Origin of the sequence: Synechococcus sp. TAK9802, assembly GCF_014279535.1 — a bacterium.
Classification (GTDB): domain Bacteria; phylum Cyanobacteriota; class Cyanobacteriia; order PCC-6307; family Cyanobiaceae; genus Parasynechococcus.
Window position 1 is genome coordinate 614,420 of the sequence record NZ_CP047937.1, and the last position, 17,450, is coordinate 631,869.

General features: G+C 60.6%; 18 protein-coding genes and 1 pseudogene. 7 read left to right on the forward strand and 12 right to left on the reverse strand.

What is annotated here, in order from left to right; all coding sequences use genetic code 11:
- Positions 1–6: 6 nt before the first annotated feature.
- The 6 genes and pseudogenes from SynTAK9802_RS03445 to SynTAK9802_RS03470 all read right to left on the reverse strand — a co-directional run.
- Positions 7–1,611 (reverse strand): phage major capsid protein, encoded by a 1,605-nt coding sequence (locus SynTAK9802_RS03445; RefSeq protein ID WP_186497281.1) that lies wholly within the window; start codon positions 1,609–1,611, stop codon positions 7–9.
- A 466-nt stretch (positions 1,612–2,077) separates the two neighbouring features.
- Entirely contained in the window at positions 2,078–3,247 is a 1,170-nt protein-coding gene (locus SynTAK9802_RS03450; protein WP_186497283.1) for an AAA family ATPase, read from the reverse strand.
- Positions 3,240–3,872, reverse strand: coding sequence for a hypothetical protein (locus tag SynTAK9802_RS03455; RefSeq protein WP_186497286.1), 633 nt, complete (start codon positions 3,870–3,872; stop codon positions 3,240–3,242). Before SynTAK9802_RS03455 ends, SynTAK9802_RS03450 begins: the two co-directional genes overlap by 8 nt.
- Positions 3,873–3,875: 3 nt before the next feature.
- Positions 3,876–4,181: a hypothetical protein gene (locus SynTAK9802_RS03460; protein WP_186497288.1), complete on the reverse strand. Its 306-nt coding sequence runs from the start codon at positions 4,179–4,181 to the stop codon at positions 3,876–3,878.
- A gap of 270 nt (positions 4,182–4,451) precedes the next feature.
- Positions 4,452–4,625, reverse strand: coding sequence for a hypothetical protein (locus SynTAK9802_RS03465; RefSeq protein ID WP_186497290.1), 174 nt, complete (start codon positions 4,623–4,625; stop codon positions 4,452–4,454).
- Positions 4,626–4,681: 56 nt separating this feature from the next.
- A pseudogene (locus tag SynTAK9802_RS03470) lies at positions 4,682–4,930 on the reverse strand (YjbQ family protein); the annotation flags it as partial.
- 52 nt (positions 4,931–4,982) lie between these two features.
- Here SynTAK9802_RS03470 and SynTAK9802_RS03475 point away from each other — a divergent pair.
- The 4 genes from SynTAK9802_RS03475 (at position 4,983) to SynTAK9802_RS12520 (ending at position 8,512) form a co-directional block, all read left to right on the forward strand.
- Complete coding sequence (locus tag SynTAK9802_RS03475) at positions 4,983–5,390, forward strand: thiol-disulfide oxidoreductase DCC family protein (RefSeq protein ID WP_114987985.1); 408 nt, start codon at positions 4,983–4,985, stop codon at positions 5,388–5,390.
- A gap of 198 nt (positions 5,391–5,588) precedes the next feature.
- On the forward strand, positions 5,589–7,097 hold the full coding sequence (locus SynTAK9802_RS03480) for a carboxypeptidase M32 (protein WP_186497292.1): 1,509 nt from the start codon (positions 5,589–5,591) through the stop codon (positions 7,095–7,097).
- 62 nt (positions 7,098–7,159) lie between these two features.
- The gene (locus SynTAK9802_RS03485) at positions 7,160–7,747 is read left to right on the forward strand and encodes an inorganic diphosphatase (RefSeq protein ID WP_114987983.1); all 588 of its coding nucleotides are present in this window, start codon (positions 7,160–7,162) and stop codon (positions 7,745–7,747) included.
- Positions 7,748–8,179: 432 nt separating this feature from the next.
- Positions 8,180–8,512, forward strand: coding sequence for a L,D-transpeptidase (locus SynTAK9802_RS12520; RefSeq protein WP_255487834.1), 333 nt, complete (start codon positions 8,180–8,182; stop codon positions 8,510–8,512).
- Here SynTAK9802_RS12520 and hemC read toward each other — a convergent pair whose 3' ends face one another.
- Entirely contained in the window at positions 8,513–9,466 is a 954-nt protein-coding gene (hemC, locus tag SynTAK9802_RS03495) for a hydroxymethylbilane synthase (protein WP_114987981.1), read from the reverse strand.
- Positions 9,467–9,603: 137 nt separating this feature from the next.
- Between hemC and SynTAK9802_RS03500 the strand changes: the two genes are divergently transcribed.
- On the forward strand, positions 9,604–10,071 hold the full coding sequence (locus tag SynTAK9802_RS03500) for a hypothetical protein (RefSeq protein WP_186497294.1): 468 nt from the start codon (positions 9,604–9,606) through the stop codon (positions 10,069–10,071).
- 192 nt (positions 10,072–10,263) lie between these two features.
- On the opposite strand, the gene rpoD is transcribed toward SynTAK9802_RS03500, so the two are convergent.
- Positions 10,264–11,655 (reverse strand): RNA polymerase sigma factor RpoD, encoded by a 1,392-nt coding sequence (rpoD, locus tag SynTAK9802_RS03505; RefSeq protein ID WP_186497295.1) that lies wholly within the window; start codon positions 11,653–11,655, stop codon positions 10,264–10,266.
- 305 nt (positions 11,656–11,960) lie between these two features.
- On the opposite strand from rpoD, the gene priA reads away from it, so the two are divergent.
- The gene (gene priA / locus SynTAK9802_RS03510; protein ID WP_186497296.1) at positions 11,961–14,210 is read left to right on the forward strand and encodes a primosomal protein N'; all 2,250 of its coding nucleotides are present in this window, start codon (positions 11,961–11,963) and stop codon (positions 14,208–14,210) included.
- On the opposite strand, the gene SynTAK9802_RS03515 is transcribed toward priA, so the two are convergent.
- From SynTAK9802_RS03515 to SynTAK9802_RS03525, 3 genes are read right to left on the reverse strand one after another with little or no spacing between them, the layout of a single operon-like run.
- The gene (locus SynTAK9802_RS03515; RefSeq protein WP_186497297.1) at positions 14,211–15,269 is read right to left on the reverse strand and encodes a DUF3153 domain-containing protein; all 1,059 of its coding nucleotides are present in this window, start codon (positions 15,267–15,269) and stop codon (positions 14,211–14,213) included.
- A 3-nt stretch (positions 15,270–15,272) separates the two neighbouring features.
- A complete protein-coding gene (argB, locus tag SynTAK9802_RS03520; protein WP_114987976.1) occupies positions 15,273–16,154 on the reverse strand; it encodes an acetylglutamate kinase in 882 nt (293 codons plus the stop codon).
- 3 nt (positions 16,155–16,157) lie between these two features.
- Complete coding sequence (locus SynTAK9802_RS03525) at positions 16,158–16,700, reverse strand: DUF2854 domain-containing protein (RefSeq protein ID WP_115132127.1); 543 nt, start codon at positions 16,698–16,700, stop codon at positions 16,158–16,160.
- A 93-nt stretch (positions 16,701–16,793) separates the two neighbouring features.
- Here SynTAK9802_RS03525 and SynTAK9802_RS03530 point away from each other — a divergent pair, with 93 nt between their 5' ends.
- Entirely contained in the window at positions 16,794–16,958 is a 165-nt protein-coding gene (locus tag SynTAK9802_RS03530) for a hypothetical protein (protein ID WP_006849944.1), read from the forward strand.
- Positions 16,959–16,987: 29 nt separating this feature from the next.
- Here the strand turns inward: SynTAK9802_RS03530 and SynTAK9802_RS03535 are convergent, their stop codons facing one another.
- Positions 16,988–17,446, reverse strand: coding sequence for a single-stranded DNA-binding protein (locus SynTAK9802_RS03535; protein ID WP_186497300.1), 459 nt, complete (start codon positions 17,444–17,446; stop codon positions 16,988–16,990).
- Positions 17,447–17,450 lie beyond the last annotated feature (4 nt).

Below are 17,450 nucleotides of genomic sequence, written 5' to 3' on the forward strand. Positions count from 1 at the left end.
ATCGGGTTACGCAATCGCGTCCTGCATCGCCGCAAACGATTCGGCATGGCGAACTGCAATGTCAATCGTCTGCAGAGCACGCACTCCTGTCGTCCCTTTAGCGAAGTCGGTGTAGGGGTCCACAAGGATCTCCAGCGTCCCGTAGAGACCAATCAACAGGTCTGCAAAGTTGCCGTAGATCACAGCGGACAGATCGGTCCCTGAACCCTTTGTGAGGTTTGAGGGGACGTTGTTGCTGACCTCAAAACGCCGCCCCGCAATCTGGGAACGGCCAAGTTCAGTTCCATAAGGGCTGAGGAGGTACTGGCTCTGGGAGTCCTTGGCTTTTGCCAAAACCGCTTCAACCTTGGCGTTCGTAAGGAAACCGCACGTTGCGACATCTGCGTTGTCAACGGCCACCTCCTTTTTGAGATCCAACAGGTGGTCCAATGTTGGGGCAAGTCCGTTAGTTCCTCCCGCTACTGAACCAATTCCTGACGTTTGAAGGATTCCGAGAGGTTGATTGCTGCTGCCAGAGCCGTTGATTGCTGCTGCATCAATCGCATCAGCCAGAAGGGCAACAAAGTCAGCACGGATGAGCTGCTCAATGTCAGGTGTGGACTGCAGGTCCATCAACCGAGAGAACTTGCTCAGTGCGCCAACGGTCTTCGGGGTCATGGAGACATGCCCGATGGTTCCCGTTGACTCGGTCACGCTGTCGCTGTTGTCAGCGCCAAACCAGTAAGCAGTGGCACTGCCAGTGCGCTTCGGAATATCAACGTTGCCGACGAGGCCAGAGATGAAGGTTGCGCCTAAATCGGCTACCGCCAGACGATCACGCAACGCCTCAATGAAGCTGTCGGCGAGCAGGTCGGTGGCGATCAGGTTGCCGCCTGCAGTGGCGGTGCCAGCGACATAGGCCCGCTTGCGCCAGCCACCTTGCTCAGGGACAAAGAAGCCTTGAGTGCGGCGACCATTGCGGTGCTCCAGCTCTTGATTGACCTCGGCTTCGCGGCCACGCAGGCCACGGCCAGAGGCGATGCCTTGAGCAGCGGCAACGATTGAGAACTGGTCGGCTTCAGAAGAGAACTCGTCGCGTTCGGGATAACCGAGGGCAACAGCTTGAACTGGGGCTTGAGTCATGGTTTTGACGGAGTCGTTTTCAAGGGATCGGCCAATGCCGACCGTTGGGTCACTGGGTACGGAGACCAGCGAGATCTCCACGGGTGTCCAGTTCCGTGCGACGTAGTTGCCGTCCTCGTCCTGATCCATCTCGTTGATCTGATAACCAACGGAGACGTTGCGCAGGACGCCAATGGCAACGTCCTGTCGTTTCGCGGCAGCCTCGGGAGAGGTGCCCCAGCGGACGGTGGCTCTGCCTTTGCCGCCAACAACGCGGGCGCTATCCACCACGCCCAGAAGCTGGTCTGGGTTGTGGTTGAAGAGCAGCGGTGCGCTGTCGTTCAGGCGTGACAGGTCCACAGCACCAGCAGCGTGTGAGAGAACCTCGTCGCCGTATTGGCGAGCGACAGGGGTCTCTGAGCTGAAGCTCAGCTCAAACGTGTCGGTGTCAGCGTCCGTCGGATCAAGAGTCAGAAAGCGACGCCGCAACTCTTGAGTTGCTGATGGCATTATTTGCTTGCAGACATATCAATTTTCGCGCTAATTGCACTGTTTGATTTGACCAAACTCCAGCCGCAAAGCGCCTTCTAGCCTTATCGGGAGTAATGCCGAGGGTTATTCCGCTTAATCGCTACTAATCAGCCTTGATCCGCCTTATTTCGCCTTAAATTCCCTAAAAAAAGTCTCACGTTTTTAGCCCTGCGTTGCTTGGCGCTAACGCGGCTACGCGGTCCGAAATTACCCACAAGCTGTACGGCGGAAAGGACCCGCAATGGCTTGAGAAGCACCATCAGCACTGAGGTTGAGACAGGAATCATCGCTCCTCTCTCCAAAGCTTTGAGTCAGCAAATCTCCAAGCGACCATGGAACTTGCAGAAGCACCGAACGCAAGAAATGCGATCAGCATCTGAGACTTATTCATGGGTAACTAACTGGTGACGAGCTTTTAGCTAGTCACAAACGATTGGCGCTGTTGTTACCGATCAGTGGGGGGGGTGTTGGGGGTGTAGGAAAAGTCCTTCTCTGTGTAGGCATAAAGAGGACGACCGCCAGTAGATGGCAACTTGCGCCTCGCAATTTGGTGTTCACACCACAGTGATTGCATCGTGCGGCGCGCATGCTCGTGATTGCAGTTGATGCCTTGGCTGATGTCCTTGATGGTCCATTGCTTGCCACTGCCGACGATCAGGGCGAGAGCTTGTTCCTTAACCGCAACCGCTTTCAGCGGCAGCAGGTCTGAAGGATCAACAACACCGACAACACGGTGCGAGAAATCCTCCTTGCAGCCATCAAGGTGCCAAGCGGTATCTATCTCGCAAAACCTTCCCTTGAGGCACCGCAGCATCAAGTGGGTGTCGTAGCTGGGGTCGTTGTCTTCAACTTTCCAAAGAGCCCACACATCACTGGCAGCCCACGTCTGACTGCCAGCGCCATACATGTCGCCAATCCTGACGTTGTTGTTTGTGGCGTCTCTGGCTTGCTTGCGCAGATGGCAAGTCATCACCACAAGGACATTCGCCTCATCAGCCCATTTGTTGAGCCTGTAGATGGCGGCGCCAAATTCCACATCAGTCATCTTTGGCCCGTCACCACACATGCCAAGCAGGGTGGTGATTGAGTCCATGAAGATCGCGTCGTAGCCGTTGGCCTGCTGCAACGCTTCCAAGCGGGCTAGGTCCAGCTCAGGCATGTCGGTGAGCAGGTCAAAGCTCGGCGGATCCATGTCCATCACCTGCAGCTTGCGCTGCGCGTTTCTCTCGCTCTCATCGCTCTGAATCACCAGAGCCTTGCCTTGCTTGCAATTGAGCTGGCCGCCCCAGACGCTGCCCTCACTGATGGCTTGAGCCATCCCGTAAACCAACGTGCTTTTGCTGGCTCCTGTTGCCCCGCCAAGGACGACCAGTGAGCCGCGCATGCCGAATTGATCAATCAACCAGTCGTCTGGTTCTTTGTCCTTGAGAAAGTCCGCCGCGCTCGGGACTTTCCCTACATCCCCAAGGGGGTGGACTTTTCCTACATCCCCAAGGGGGGTCCCCTCGGCAGGAAGGCTCGCTCGTATACAAGTCATCTCGGCTCGCAAGTGACCAAAGACTTCTGGTTCTTCGGCGGCGGCGGCCTCTTTTAAAAACTCTCTGGGGTCATCCATTTCCTGTCTCCTTGGACGGTCTGCAAGCGATTGGTTCTCCGAACTGGTTGCACTCGCCCAGCTCGTTGCGGCGGAACTCCTCCACCGCTCTGCACATCCACCAGAGCGTTTTCAACGCACGGTCAAGAACGGCTTTTCTTTCCCGTAGGCAGGGCCGCGAGCGGGCCAACTTGCCGACGGTTTTTCGGAAGGCATTGGTCGCCTCATAGGTCTCCAACGCCAGCGCAAAGTCCCTGCGCATCTCATCGGGCCGCAAAAACTCAAACGGCGGGACCGCTAAAGCGCGGTCAATGTCAGCGATGGCCTTTTCAATCTCCTCGGCAGCAAGGCGACCGACCTTGTCCATCGGGGGCGCTGTGGCCCCCAGAAGACGGCTGTAAGCGCGTGAGCGGGCCTTGCCGCGATGCGGCTTGAGGACCATGGCGCAGCCAGCAAAACCGCCGTCAAAGCGGATGACGGCCCACTGCTTGCCACCGATATTGATGGTGTCGCCGCGCTTGAGATGCGATGGAGGGCCATGTGACTGGCCCTGATGGCAAAGGATCGTGGTGTCGTTCCAGCGGCAGTCGCTATCGCGCGTTCTCCCGCAACACGGGCAGGGCCGCGCAGGACTTGATGTCTGCATGGCTCAAAGCGGCCTGCGCCGCCGCTTCTCAAGCTCTTCCAGACGACGGCTGACGCCATCCATCTGCACGTTGAACTGATTTTTCAACGCATTGCTGAGGTCGCATGCCGACTCATCAGCACGACGGGCGGCCATCAACGCCTCAACAATTTGAAAGTGCGCCGCCATCAGCTCAGAAACGGTGTGAGCAAGCAGCAGCTCACCCTCCGTCTTCATCAACGGCGCCATTTCCCTGTAGAGCTTTTCGGCGACGGCTTGGACCTTTTCTGCGGGCCAAAACGGCTCAGGTGCGGACTTGTTTTCAGCCATTGATCCGCCTCCCGTGAGCGTCACGCAGCCAGTAGGCGAGGAATGAAAGCTTCCAAGTCCTCTGCTGCTCTTTGGTCAGACCGTCTGGGAGTCGTGCAGGCCAGAAATCTTCCAGCGTTTCGTTGAAATACCGCTCGCAATTACGCGATTTCTCTCCACTCAGGAGCCAAGGAACTGTCTGAGAAGACCGTTTAGACGCCGCGAAAATAGGGGGGTGGTGTTTTCCGCGAGTCGCGCTGGGCCGAGGGGTCGGCGCGATTTTTTTTGCCATCACACTTGCTCCTGCTCTTGGAGATAGGCGTGGACCAGAGCGCGGATGAACTCAGCACGGGTGCACTGCATACGGGCGATGACGGTGCCAACGCGATCCGCAGTGGCACGATCAAGGTCGGTCGTAACGCGGACGTTCTGCTGTGGCGGTCTTGTGTTCAGGGTTAGAGGCATGAATCAGTTGCGGATTCCTAACCACCTTGTGACCTATCCAGAACGACTGCAGCGCAATCAATCTGCGCATACGCGACCCTGACATCTATCCCATCGGCTATCCATGCATCCAGGTCCTGCAGCACCCGTGGATCGGCGTTCTCGTTGATGGTGAGGCTGGCGCTGGTGTGCAGGCAGGTGAGATGCAGAAAGCCCTGGTCCAGACCCGTGCTGCGGATCCAGGTGTTCAACCGCCCGTCCAGTCGGGTGAATCCTCTTCCCGGGGTTGCCACTGTCATCTGATGCAGGATCTGCTGCACGCCCACCGCTCTCCAGCGTTCTTTCCTTACTTTGCGTGCTGCAGCACCGTCTGAGTCCATGGCCAGCCCATCTGCCCCCGATCTGACCCTGCTGTTTGACGGAGGTTGTCCGTTGTGTGTGCGCGAAGTTCGCTTTCTGCAGCAGCGTGACCGTCAGGCCCGGCTGGCTTTTGTCGACATTGATGCCTCTGATTACGACGCAGCGGCCCATGCCGGCATCAGTTACCGGGTGGCCATGGGCCGCATTCATGCCATCACAGGCTCCGGGGAGGTGCTGCGGGATGTGGCCGTCTTCCGTGAGGCGTATCGCCTGATTGGTCTGGGGTGGCTTTACGCACCGACCCGCTGGCCTTTGATCGGCAGCGTGGTCGATTGGGTCTATGGGATTTGGGCCGCCCGGCGGCTTCAGATCACCGGGCGCGCCGACCTTGAGACCCTGTGCCAAGGGCGCTGTGAGCTGAACTGACCGGTTCCTATCGAACGGTCTGCGGTTGTCGGTAGATCAGCTTGAGCGGCCAGAGAGCCATGGGCAGGGCGATCCCCAGGGCCAGCTGCAGCATCAATCGGCGCATGGGTCCAGAACGTCTGAACCGCTTCACCATGGCCTGCATCGCTGCTTCGATGCCACTCCAGGTGTCGTTAGGGTGATGGAAAAGGGGGCGAGATGGCTTCTGCCGCAACGGCTTGGGGGCAGCTGGGAGCCCATCTAAGAGAGACGCAGCTGCTCGGCTCGATTCAGAGCACCCTGTATTGGGACCAGAACACCCGCATGCCTTCTGCCGGGGCGTCCTGGCGGGGTGAGCAGCTCACGCTGCTGGCGACCCAGCTTCATGCTCGTCAGAGCTCTGCGGCCTATGCGGATCTGCTGGCCGCAGCGCGTCAGCATTGGAATTCCGCTGAGCGATGCCCTGAGCAGGGCCGCAATCTTGATCTGCTGGAACAGGACCTGCAGCGGCAGCAGTCCCTCGATCCAGCCCTCGTTGCCGCCTTGGCCAAGGCCAAGGCCGAGGGGTACAACCGGTGGCAGCAGGCTCGATCGGCCTCTGATTTCAGCCTCTTCGCACCGGCGCTTCAGACCCTGATTGATTTGCGTCAGGAGCAGGCCAAACAGCTGGATGAGCCGCGCTCCTGTTGGGAGACCCTGGCGCAACCCTTCGAACCGGATCTGCGTCTGGAGCGTCTCGAGGCCTTGTTTGCTCCGTTACGACAACGGTTGCCGCAATTGGTTGCTCAGGCATCCACCCGGCCACGCCCACGATCAGCGGACTGGGATCTCGAGGAGTCCAGCCAGCAAGATCTCTGTGATGAGCTGCTCGGTGCCTGGGGCCGTAATCCCGCCATCACCTGCATGGCACGTTCGCCTCACCCCTTCTCGATCACGTTGGGACCGGCCGATTACCGCATCACCACGCGTGTGGTGCCTGGCCAGCCCTTGTCGTGCTTCCTGGCTACGGCCCATGAATGGGGCCACTCCCTCTATGAACAGGGGTTGCCGGACCAGAGCCACCAATGGTTCGCCTGGCCTCTGGGACAGGCCACTTCGATGGCGGTGCATGAAAGTCAGTCGCTGTTCTGGGAGAACCGTGTTGCCCGGAGCCGTCCGTTCGCAGAGCAGTGGTGGAAGCGTTTTGCGCAGGTGGGGGCTCCCTTCAGCGGAACCCAGGACATGTGGCAGGCGATGAATCCGATGGCGCCTGGTTTGAACCGGGTGGAGGCTGATGAACTCAGCTATGGCTTGCACATCCTGATCCGCACGGATCTCGAGATTGCTCTGCTGGAGCAGGGTTTGGCGGTGAACGATCTCCCAGACGAATGGAACCGGCGCTATCAGGAACTCCTGGGGGTGCGGCCGATGAACGATGCCGAGGGATGCCTTCAAGATGTGCACTGGAGTGAAGGCCTGTTTGGCTATTTCCCCTCGTATCTGTTAGGGCACTTGATCAGTGCACAGTTGAGCGAAGCGATGGCGGAGGCCATCGGGTCTCCGGAGGAGCATGTGGAGCGCGGCGATGTCACGCCCTTGCTGGTTTGGCTGCGTGAGCACGTTCACCCGCTCGGACGCAGTGTGAATGCCGATCAACTGGTGGAAAGGGTCACCGGTCGGCCCCTGAGCACCGATGCCTTCCTCGACTATCTGGAGAACAAGCTTGATCGGCTGCAACCGGCCCCCTAGCCGCGTGCAACTCGACGGGCTGAGGCGGCCCGTAGGATGCGCCGCGCTGTCCATCGCCGTTTATGGCCAACCTCGATCAGGCACCCAGCCGCAGCATGCCCAACCTGCTGCACGTGCTGCCGGCCTTCGCTGATGAAGCCGAACTTCGTCTCAACACGATCGTGGAGCTCAACTCCAACACGATCAACAAGTACGAGCTGATCACCGAAACCGGCCATCTCAAGCTGGACCGCGTTGGTTACTCCTCGCTGGCTTATCCCTTCGCCTACGGATGCATTCCCCGCACCTGGGATGAAGATGGCGATCCCCTCGACATCGAAATCGTTGGTGTCACCGAGCCATTGATTCCCGGTTCGATTGTGGAAGCCCGCATCATCGGCGTGATGACCTTCGACGACGGTGGTGAAGTCGACGACAAGGTGATCGCTGTGCTTGCCGACGACAAGCGCATGGATCACATCAAGAGCTGGGAAGATCTCGGTGAGCACTGGAAGAAAGAGACCACCTATTACTGGGAGCACTACAAGGATCTGAAGAAGCCTGGCACCTGCTCGGTGAACGGTTTCTTCGGCACTGAAAAGGCCGTTGAGATTATCAAGAGCTGCGAGGCTCGCTACATGGCTGAGATTGATCCCAAGTTGGTCGACTGAAAGCGTTTGCGATCGACTGCTGATCAGGCGGGGGACACTCCCCCGCCTTTTTCATGGCTCAGCGTCCGGCTCAGCAGCATCGAAGATCCTTCGATTGGGATGGACACCTCTCGTGAGACAACAGAGCTGAAGGAGGACGAAGTCGGCTCTTTGGTCTCGACCATGAGACCAAAGAGATTCTGAAGAGTTCAGCTCCAAGGCTGCTGCTGTTTTTTCTCGCAGCAATGAATACGTTGAGACTAGTGGGTCTTGTGCGTCTCATGAAGTGGTCATTGATGCCGGCGCTGTTGGCTGGCCTGTTGGCTGGGTCTGTTGCTCCATGCCTTGCTGCTGAACCTGTTGAGCTGGCCTTGCGGCAACCCGCTCATGCGTCGCGCATCGTGCTTGACCTCGGCAAGCGACAGATCACCCTCATGCGGGGCGAGCAGCAGCTTGGGGCCTGGCCTGTGGCGATCGGAGATCCCAAAACCCCCCACCCCAAAAGGGGAATTCGCCATCCTCAACAAGAAGGTCAATCCGATCTATGTGACCCATAAGTCGGGTCAGTGGCGGGAGCTGCGCGGACCCAGCAGTCCGATTGGTGATCGCTACATGGCTTTTCACCGCAATGGCCGCGGTGAGTTTGGGATCCATGGAACGGCGTGGCCGCACTGGGTTCAGATTCGCGCGGCCGTCAGCCTGGGCTGCGTTCGCATGCTCAACAGCCACATCCGGCAGCTGTTTGATGCTGTGGATGTGGGAACGCGTCTGGAAATTCGCAGTTGATCAGGCTTCCGGGCGGACGGTGTCGAAGATCTCTTTGAGGATCTCGCCAGCACCCTGACCTTTGAGGGTGTTGGCCAGAGCGATGCCGATGGCTTCGGCGTCGCTTGCTGCGCCACTGGCCTGGTCGCGGATCAGACGTTTGCCATCAAGGCTGGCCACCATCCCGGTGAGGATCAGTTGATCACCTTCGAAGCGGGTGTTCACGCCGATGGGCACCTGGCAGCCACCTTCCAGTTCCCGCAGGAAAGCGCGTTCGGCCAGGCAGCGCTGGGAGGTGGGGGTGTGCTCCAGCACTTTGATCGCCTCAAGCACTTCGGGCTTGCCTTCAACGCATTCAATCCCCAGGGCGCCCTGACCAACGGCGTGCAGAGAGATGTCGCCGGGGATCAGCTGGTGGATCCGATCGCCGAAGCCAAGCCGGCCCAGGCCTGCCGCAGCCAGGATCAGGCAGTCGTAATCGCCGCTATCCAATTTCTCCAGCCGGGTGATCACGTTCCCCCGAACGTCCTTGAAGATCAGGTGGGGGTAGTGGTGACGCAGCTGAGCCAGACGGCGCAGGGAGCTTGTGCCCACCACAGAGCCTTCGGGAAGGGTGTCGAGTTTGTAGGCCTGGTTCTTGGCATTCACCACCAGGGCATCGGCCGGGTCTTCCCGTTCGGTGATGCAGCCGAGCATCAGCCCCTCAGGAAGGTTGGTGGGCAGGTCTTTCAGCGAGTGGACGGCGATGTCCGCACGATCCACCAGCATCTGGGCTTCCAGTTCCTTGGTGAATAGGCCCTTGTCGCCGATCTTCGCCAGGGCGACGTCCAGGATCTTGTCGCCCTGGGTGGCCATGGCTTCCACCGTGATCTTCAGGCCTGGATGGGCCTTCTCCAGTTCCGCTTTCACCCAGTTGGTTTGCACCATGGCCAGCTGGCTGCGTCGTGAGGCGATGCGCAGTTCGGTGAGGGCCATGGAAAGGGCGAATCAGCCGCCCAGCCTACGCTTTTGGCCTTGGATTCTTTGGTTCGCCTTCACGAGGTTGTGAAGCTTCGAAAGGGAAGATCTCTTTATGAAGAACGCTTAACATTTGAGGGCATTGCAGCGCAGTCATGCCCGGACCCGTCGTCAATGGCGTTCGTCAGGCCGGAGCAATTGGCTCTGTTGCCCCCGACTCGCAAGAGCAGGAGCCCATGCTCCCCCTGGTGGCTGAGGGTTCCATCCGTCTGATCCTGTTGTGCAGTGGCGATGTGTTGATGGCTCGGCTGCGCCACACCACCGATCGCGATGGAGATCACGCGTATCAATTGCTGCGGCCCCGTCTGGTGCGTTCAGCCGTAGATGCCTCACACGAAGCTCAGCCCAGTTGGCTGCTTCAGCCTTACCTGGAGGGGCTGACGTCGCAGCACAATCTGGTGCTGTTCAAGGGGGCGGTTGCTTCCGTGCTCGAACCGGATGCTCGCCTGCTCCAGGCCTATGCACTTGAAACTCGCCAGGAGTGTCCTTTGGAGGAAACTCCGGTGGAGCGCCTGAAGCGTGCATTTCAGGAATTCACGGAGACCTTCGATGCAAACCCGTGAACCTGTGGCACGGTCTCTTTCTATTTACTAAAGGAAAACCCCAGTCATGGACTGGGGTTTGATCTCTTCCGTGTGAGGAGGGCGTCTCAATTCCCTCAAGCACTCTTATAGGAGCCCTCTGCTCCATTCAGCTAGGGGGAATGAACTTATGTATTACTCCCGTGACCGTTTGCTCACGGGCCCAGTGCTGGCTCACTTGATGTATTCCTTTAGAACCCCATTGCGGTTGGGGTGGCGCAATTTGCGCAGGGCCTTGGCTTCGATCTGACGGATCCGTTCACGGGTCACATCAAAAATCTGACCAATTTCCTCGAGAGTCTTCATCCGCCCGTCGTCCAAGCCATAGCGCAGGCGCAGCACATCGCGCTCACGGGGGCTGAGGGTGGCCAACTCACCTTCAAGGTCTTCGCGAAGCAGGTTCTTGGCAACATCCTGCTCGGGATTTTCGATGTCAGCTTCGATGAAATCACCCAGGCGGGAATCCTCTTCCTTGCCGATGGGGGTCTCCAGGGAGATCGGCAGCTGGGCGCTCTTGGCGATGAAGCGCAGTTTTTCGATGGTCATTTCCATCGATTCCGCGATTTCCTCTTCCGTTGGCTTGCGGCCGAATTCCTGGGAGAGAACCTTGGTGGTCTTCTTGATCCTGGAGATCGTTTCGTAGAGGTGCACCGGCAGGCGGATGGTGCGGCTCTGGTCGGCGATGGCGCGCGTGATGGCCTGGCGAATCCACCAGGTGGCGTAGGTGGAGAACTTGTAGCCCTTTTCGTGGTCGAACTTCTCGGCTGCACGAATCAGGCCAAGGCTTCCTTCCTGAATCAGGTCTTGGAAGCTCAGGCCCCGATTCATGTACTTCTTGGCAATCGAGACCACCAGGCGCAAGTTGGATTGCACCATCTTTTCCTTGGCCCGTCGGCCCAGCATCAAGCGCCGGCGGAAGCGGATGAGCGGCATTTCCACCAAGGCCGCCCACTCTTTGTTGTCGGGTTCCCGGCCGTTGTCGCTTTCAAATTGAGCGGCCAGTTCCTCGAGATAGAGGAGATCGGCAATTTTGCGGGCCAGTTCAATCTCTTCGTCGGGACGCAGCAGGCGGATCCGACCAATTTCCTGGAGATAAACCCGGATTGAGTCTTCGGTGTAGACGCCTTTGGGGCCGATCTTGATGCTGGCCAGGGCTTTGGCCTTGGCTTCCTTCTCAGCAGCTGCGGTTTTGGCTTTCTCCTCGGCGGTTGGCTTCGCTGCCGCTGCTTTGGCTGTTGATGCCTTGGCTGTTGAAGATTTAGTCGTGGTCTTCTTGGCGGTGGCTGCCTTCTTGGTTGTGGTGGCCTTTTTTGTTGTGGTTTTGGCCTTGGTGGTTTTCGCTGCAGCCTTTTTGGTGGTTCCCGAGGCCTTGGCTTGATCGGCCGCGGCGAGCAGTTCGTCGGCTGCGGCGCTCAGGTCCTTGGCGCTGGCCTTGCTGGTTCGTCGGCGTGCAGGGGCTTTTTTGGCTTCTTTGTCGGAACCCTTGGCAACTTCCTTCACCTTGCCGTCAGCATTGGCCAGAAGAACGATGTCCGGCTTGGCAGCTTTGGTGGCAGCAGGGGTCATGGTGTTAGTCGAAGTCGGATAGAGGGGAGATGCAACAGCGGCAACAACGCACCAACGGCAATGGCCGGAACCTGGAACTTCCGTTCAAGCGAAAAGGAACGACACAGCTGACGCTGAGACGGAGTTCATGGGCTGATGGTGGTGTCCGCGAGTCGACGAAACGCTTGGACTGATTGTGTCTGTGCTGTCCGGGGTGGTCTCAGACCGGTCAAAGTGGCAAGGAACAAGACCTTGACTTCAGACTCTGTGTCTTCCCTCTGGATCGAGCGCAGGGTTGGCAGAAGCTGTCCAACCTGTCCACGTTAATGAAGTCTTCCGAAGTTTGCAAGGTCCTGTCGCATTCGCGGCGATGCGTTGAGGTCTGGCTGGAGGCTGGGCGGGAAGGACGCTCCTTCAGTTACGCCGCAGATCCCAGCATGGGATTGATGCCGGGAGATCTGGTGCGGGTGCGCCTCCGGGGTCGAGCCATGCATGGACTGGTGGTGGCGGAGCGGGAGTGGGCTGAGCAGGATCCTCAGGAGCTGCAACCGGTGGAATCGCTCCTGCAGCGAGCTGCTGTCGATTCGGATTGGTATAGCTGGCTGGAGCGGGTGGCGGACCGTTGCCATCTCAGTGTCTTCCGCACCTTGAAGGCGGCTTTGCCATCGGGCTGGATTGGTCAGGCCGGCCAGCGTTCCCTGGCCGGCGGGCGTCAGATGTGGTGGATCCAGGCCCAGGTCCCCCCTGATGCAGCGAACCCACCCACCCCTCGCCAGCGGGAGCTTCTGGGCTGGTTGGAGGGCCAGGGCGAAGGTGCTTGGCAACGGGACCTGGTGGCCAGTGGGTTTGGGGCGCAATTGCTGCCGCCGCTGATCCAGCAGGGCTACCTGGTGCGTGAGCAGCGTCGTTGTGAGGACAAGGGCTCTTCAGCTGGTTCTGGCCCCCAGGAGCTTCCCCAGGCCTTGACCGCTGAGCAGAAGGACGTGGTGAAGGCTTATCAAAAGCTTTCTCCGGGGAGAGGACTGCTGCTCTGGGGAATCACCGGCTCCGGCAAGACCGAGGTGTACCTCCAACTGGCTGCCCAAGAGCTGGAGCGGGGTCGGCATGTGCTGCTGCTCACCCCCGAGATCGGATTGATCCCCCAACTCGTTGACCGTTGCCGCAAACGCTTCGGCTCGCGCGTCGTGGAGTACCACAGCGGTTGTGGTGATGCCGAACGGGTTCGAACCTGGCGCCGCTGTCTTGCTGCTGAACAGCCGTTGGTGGTGGTGGGAACCCGCTCCGCGGTGTTCGTGCCCTTGAAGCCGCTGGGGCTGGTCGTTCTGGATGAGGAGCACGACAGCTCTTACAAGCAAGACGCACCCATGCCCTGCTATCACGCCCGGGACCTGGCTTTGGACCGGGTTGTGATGCAACAGGCACGGCTTGTGCTGGGCAGCGCCACGCCGTCGCTCGAGAGCTGGATTCAAACGGGGCCCGAAGGTGCCTTGACCCTTGTGCGCCTGACCCAGCGGATTTCCCGGCAGTCCCTACCGCCTGTGCATGTGATCGACATGCGCCATGAGCTGGCCGAAGGACACAAGCGTCTGGTCAGTCGCGCCTTGATGGATCGTCTTGCGGCGCTGCCGGAGCAGGGCGAACAGGCTGTGGTTTTGGTGCCTCGTCGGGGATATAGCCCCTTTTTGAGCTGCCGCAGTTGCGGCGAGGTGGTGATGTGCCCCCACTGCGATGTGGCGCTCACCGTTCACCGCAGCAAGGCCGGACGTCAGTGGCTGCGTTGCCACTGGTGTGACCATCGTGAAGACCTGGAGAACCGTTGCAGTCACTGTGGTTCCACAGCCTTCAAGCCATTTGGGGCCGGGACGCAGAAGGTGTTGGAACTGCTCTCTCAGGAGCTCGAAGGCCTTCGTTTGCTCCGCTTTGACCGCGATTCCACCGGGGGGCGGGATGGCCATCGACGCCTGTTGGACCGTTTCGCTGCCGGAGAGGCCGACGTCTTGATCGGCACGCAGATGCTGGCCAAGGGCATGGATCTGCCGCGGGTCACCCTGGCGGCGGTGCTCGCGGCGGATGGGCTTCTGCACCGCCCCGATCTCCGCGCAGGAGAGCAGGCCCTGCAGTTGCTGTTGCAGTTGGCGGGCCGTGCCGGGCGAGGTGAGCGACCGGGGCAGGTGTTGGTGCAGACCTACACCCCAGAGCACCCGGTGATTCAACACCTGGTGGATGGTCGCTATGAAGCGTTCCTCTCCCAGGAGGTGGCCCTCCGCAAGGAGGCGGGTCTGGTGCCCTTCAGTCGTGCCTGTTTGCTGCGCCTGTCTGGAGATTCCCCCAGCAAAACAGCAACGGCGGCAGCGGTGCTGGCGGAGCGGATCCGGCCGATTTGTCAGCTCCAGAATTGGTGGTTGTTGGGTCCTGCTCCGGCACCTGTGGCCCGGGTTGCTGGCCGAAGCCGATGGCAGCTGTTGCTGCACGGTCCGGCGAGCTCCCCGCTTCCGCTGCCTCCGGGACAGGCCCTCTGGGATGGCTTGCCTAAGGGTGTGGCGCTCACTGTGGATCCCGACCCGCAGCAGCTTTGATCAGGAGGGCAGTTCAGGGAAGCCAAAGCCCAGCTTCCGACGCACCACCTGCAGCACCATGCTGCTGATCAGCAGCATCAGGATCACCACTCCCCCCAGGCCAAGCGGATTCCAGCGCCAGCCCTGCCAGCTGACTTCGGTGGTGGTGCCGGTAACAGCCGTGCGCTCCACCTGCCCGTGGTTCAGGCTCAGATGAACGTCGAGCCCGGGGATCTCGGGCAGATCGCTGAGGTCCACCATCAGCTGCACGTGCTGCTGCACCCCCAGCAGCCAGTTGCGTTCTTCGAGCTTGAGCGTCGGTGGCGGGAGTGAGACTCCAGCCGCGCGACCTGCCACGGCAACCACGGTGGCTATCTGTTGCGCCAGCTCGTGCGACGAGGCAACACGGCTGCTGATCTGTTGGCGTCCTGGGCCTGTTTGTTCGATCTTCAGCCCGGGCACTTCCCGTTGCAGGTCTCGCTCGAATTGCTCCTGCCAGGGCAGCGGGCGTTGCTGGGTGCTCCGCACGTCCCAGGTGAGGGCCAGTCGATCCGGGCCGCGAAGGTCAAGATCAGCCTCGATGCGGACGCAACCACTCAGCAACAGCGTGATCCCCAGCAGAACCGCCATCACCAGCACGGCGAAACCCGCCGCCGGTGAACGCGTCGGCCCCGTGGGTGGTGGTGGCGGGGGTTCGGGACGCCGCGACCGCCGCCGCCGCATGGTGGAGGTCTGCCCGCTGCCGGAGCCATTCAGCTCCAGTTGCGGCATCCGCATCGACCAGCGTTCTGGACGATCCAGGCTTGGGGCTTCAAGAACCCCGAGCAGTTGTTTGGCCTGCTGGCGCAACTTGGGATCGCGGCAGCGACTCAGCAGCCTGCAGGTGGCGATGGCTTGCTCGTCCTGCCCCTGGCCCATCCAGGCGGTGATCATCAGGAGCCGGAGGCCCGGCCCCTCCGGGCTGTTGAGCGGGTGTTGCTCCGCCAGGGGAAGAAGCAGCTCCAAGCCCTGGCCGTAGTCCCCGCGCTCCAGGGCTGCCTCCGCTTCAGAGAGGTCCAGTGCTGCGTCCTGCTCGCTCACCCTCTAGCCGCGTCCCACCACCATGGTGCCGATGCCGGCGTCGGTGAAGACTTCGAGCAGGAGGGCATGGGGAACCCGGCCATCAATGATGTGGGCGGCTGACACGCCCTGGGCCAGGGCGCGGATGCAACATTCGGTTTTTGGGGTCATGCCCCCTGCGACCACGCCGTCCTCGATCAGCTGTCGCGCCTCTGAGAGGCGCAGTTTGCGGATCAGCGAGTCGGGGTCATCCCGATCTTCAAGGATGCCGGGGGTGTCGGTCAGCAGGATCAGTTTTTCGGCTTCCAGGGCCGCCGCCAGCTCTCCCGCCACCGTGTCGGCATTGATGTTGTGGGCTCGCCCGTCATCGGGGGTTGCGGCAACGCTGGAAATGACGGGCACATACCCCTTCTCCAGCAGCGGTTCGAGCACATCGGGATTGACGCGGGCAACATCCCCCACCAGCCCATGGCTGCCATTCCCCCAGGGGCGTGCCTCCACAAGACTTCCGTCGCTTCCGCTCAGACCAACAGCACGGGTGCCGAGCTGATTGAGGCCATTCACGATCTGCTTGTTGACGCGGCCCACCAGCACCATCTCCACCACGTCCATGGTGTCGGCGTCGGTGACGCGCAGTCCGTCGCGGAATTCGGCGGGAATTTCCAGTCGCTGAAGCCACTGGTTGATTTCGGGCCCGCCGCCATGCACCACCACAGGTTGGACGCCGACGCAGGCCAGTAGAGCCAGGTCGCGGAAGACGGCAGCCCGCAGCTCGGCATGGGCCATGGCGGCCCCGCCGTATTTGATCACGATGCGCCGACCTGCGAAGCGCTGGATGTAGGGGAGGGCTTCGCTGAGCACCGACACCCTGAGGGCGTCATCGTTGTTCTGGGTGGATTGGGCCATGGCTTAGGCCTCACCTGCCGGAAGCAGAACAACGTCCAGCCGTTGTTCATCCAGTTCCTTGAGTTCCGCTCGCATCCCCTTGGCGAAGAAACGCCCCAGCCGCTCCTGTCGCTCTTGCCAGCGTTCGAGGGGAACGGCTCCCAGCAGGAATCGCATCCGCAGGCCATAGCCGCTGTCGGAATGCAGCTCTTCGATCTCTTCCAACTGCGGGGGGGTGTCTTCATCCCAGAGTTTGAGCGCTTCCAGCGACGACTCCAGGTGGGCCTTCTGGCCGTAGCGCCAGCGCGTCACATCGCCGAGCAATTTGCCCAGTTCTGGGGCTGCAGCTTCGCGTTCTTTTTGAAACGTCTTGACCGGTGTTACCCGGATGGCGGGTGGGAGCTCCGACGATTTCAGGGCCAGCCCCCCCAACAAGATCGGGATTCCGTAGAAAATCGTGGGCAGGCTGAGGTTGGCGCTTCCGGTGGCGTAAGCGGTGGCACCGACCACGGTCAGCACGCCTCCGGCGATGGTGACGAGGCTGCCGGGGGAGAAGAAATCCTTCATGAAGGCCTTGGCTTGATCGTCATTTTGACCTCTAGGCCATCAGGATGGAGATCCATTGCCTCGAGCCAGATGCCAGATCCATCGTCGACCGGCATGGATGATCTGCTCCAGCAGCTCGACCGTGATCGCAGCTGGTTGCTGCAGCAGATTGATGGGGGACGCTGGCCCGAGCTGCGGCTGGATCTTGCTGCCCTTGAACGGGAGCTCGGGCAACTGATCACCCGAGCTTCAGAGCTGCAGGACGAAGCGGGCCGTTAAGCGGCGACGCCCCGCGATTGTCCTCTGATTCAGAAGGGGATGTCGTCGGTGTCGGGCACGAGGGGCGCCGCATTCCAGCTGGTCGGTTCAGGCTCTTTCGCCACCTTGGTCGGTGCAGTCGCGGGGGCCTGGCGGCTGGGGGCCGGGGCTGAGGGGTTGCCGGAAGGAGCTGCACCCGTGGCTGCCGCGCCGATCGGATGAAGCCGAGCCAGGGTGAATTCAGCCCGTTTTTCCTTCATGCCATCGCCCCGGGGCATGGTGTTCATCCGCAGCCGGCCTTCGATCAGCAGCCGCTGCCCGGTCTGCACACGGTTCTGCAGCTCCTGGGCCAGGTTGCCCCAGCCCACCACTTTCAATTCACCCGGCGGATCACCCTCGCGAAGGGGGGCAAAGCGCACGGCCATCTCCGCAATGGGAGTCTGGTTGTCCTGGGTGTATCGAACCGTCGGTGCGTCGATCACCTCCACTTCGAGCACGCAATGGTTCATGGCT

Coding starts and splice junctions, on each gene's coding strand:
- SynTAK9802_RS03445 (WP_186497281.1), bottom strand. CDS start 1,611: ATGCCATCAGCAACTCAAGAGTTGCGGCGTCGCTTTCTGACTCTTGAT.
- SynTAK9802_RS03450 (WP_186497283.1), bottom strand. CDS start 3,247: ATGGATGACCCCAGAGAGTTTTTAAAAGAGGCCGCCGCCGCCGAAGAA.
- SynTAK9802_RS03455 (WP_186497286.1), bottom strand. CDS start 3,872: ATGCAGACATCAAGTCCTGCGCGGCCCTGCCCGTGTTGCGGGAGAACG.
- SynTAK9802_RS03460 (WP_186497288.1), bottom strand. CDS start 4,181: ATGGCTGAAAACAAGTCCGCACCTGAGCCGTTTTGGCCCGCAGAAAAG.
- SynTAK9802_RS03465 (WP_186497290.1), bottom strand. CDS start 4,625: ATGCCTCTAACCCTGAACACAAGACCGCCACAGCAGAACGTCCGCGTT.
- SynTAK9802_RS03475 (WP_114987985.1), top strand. CDS start 4,983: ATGGCCAGCCCATCTGCCCCCGATCTGACCCTGCTGTTTGACGGAGGT.
- SynTAK9802_RS03480 (WP_186497292.1), top strand. CDS start 5,589: ATGGCTTCTGCCGCAACGGCTTGGGGGCAGCTGGGAGCCCATCTAAGA.
- SynTAK9802_RS03485 (WP_114987983.1), top strand. CDS start 7,160: ATGGCCAACCTCGATCAGGCACCCAGCCGCAGCATGCCCAACCTGCTG.
- hemC (WP_114987981.1), bottom strand. CDS start 9,466: ATGGCCCTCACCGAACTGCGCATCGCCTCACGACGCAGCCAGCTGGCC.
- SynTAK9802_RS03500 (WP_186497294.1), top strand. CDS start 9,604: ATGCCCGGACCCGTCGTCAATGGCGTTCGTCAGGCCGGAGCAATTGGC.
- rpoD (WP_186497295.1), bottom strand. CDS start 11,655: ATGACCCCTGCTGCCACCAAAGCTGCCAAGCCGGACATCGTTCTTCTG.
- priA (WP_186497296.1), top strand. CDS start 11,961: ATGAAGTCTTCCGAAGTTTGCAAGGTCCTGTCGCATTCGCGGCGATGC.
- argB (WP_114987976.1), bottom strand. CDS start 16,154: ATGGCCCAATCCACCCAGAACAACGATGACGCCCTCAGGGTGTCGGTG.
- SynTAK9802_RS03525 (WP_115132127.1), bottom strand. CDS start 16,700: ATGAAGGATTTCTTCTCCCCCGGCAGCCTCGTCACCATCGCCGGAGGC.
- SynTAK9802_RS03530 (WP_006849944.1), top strand. CDS start 16,794: ATGGATGATCTGCTCCAGCAGCTCGACCGTGATCGCAGCTGGTTGCTG.
- SynTAK9802_RS03535 (WP_186497300.1), bottom strand. CDS start 17,446: ATGAACCATTGCGTGCTCGAAGTGGAGGTGATCGACGCACCGACGGTT.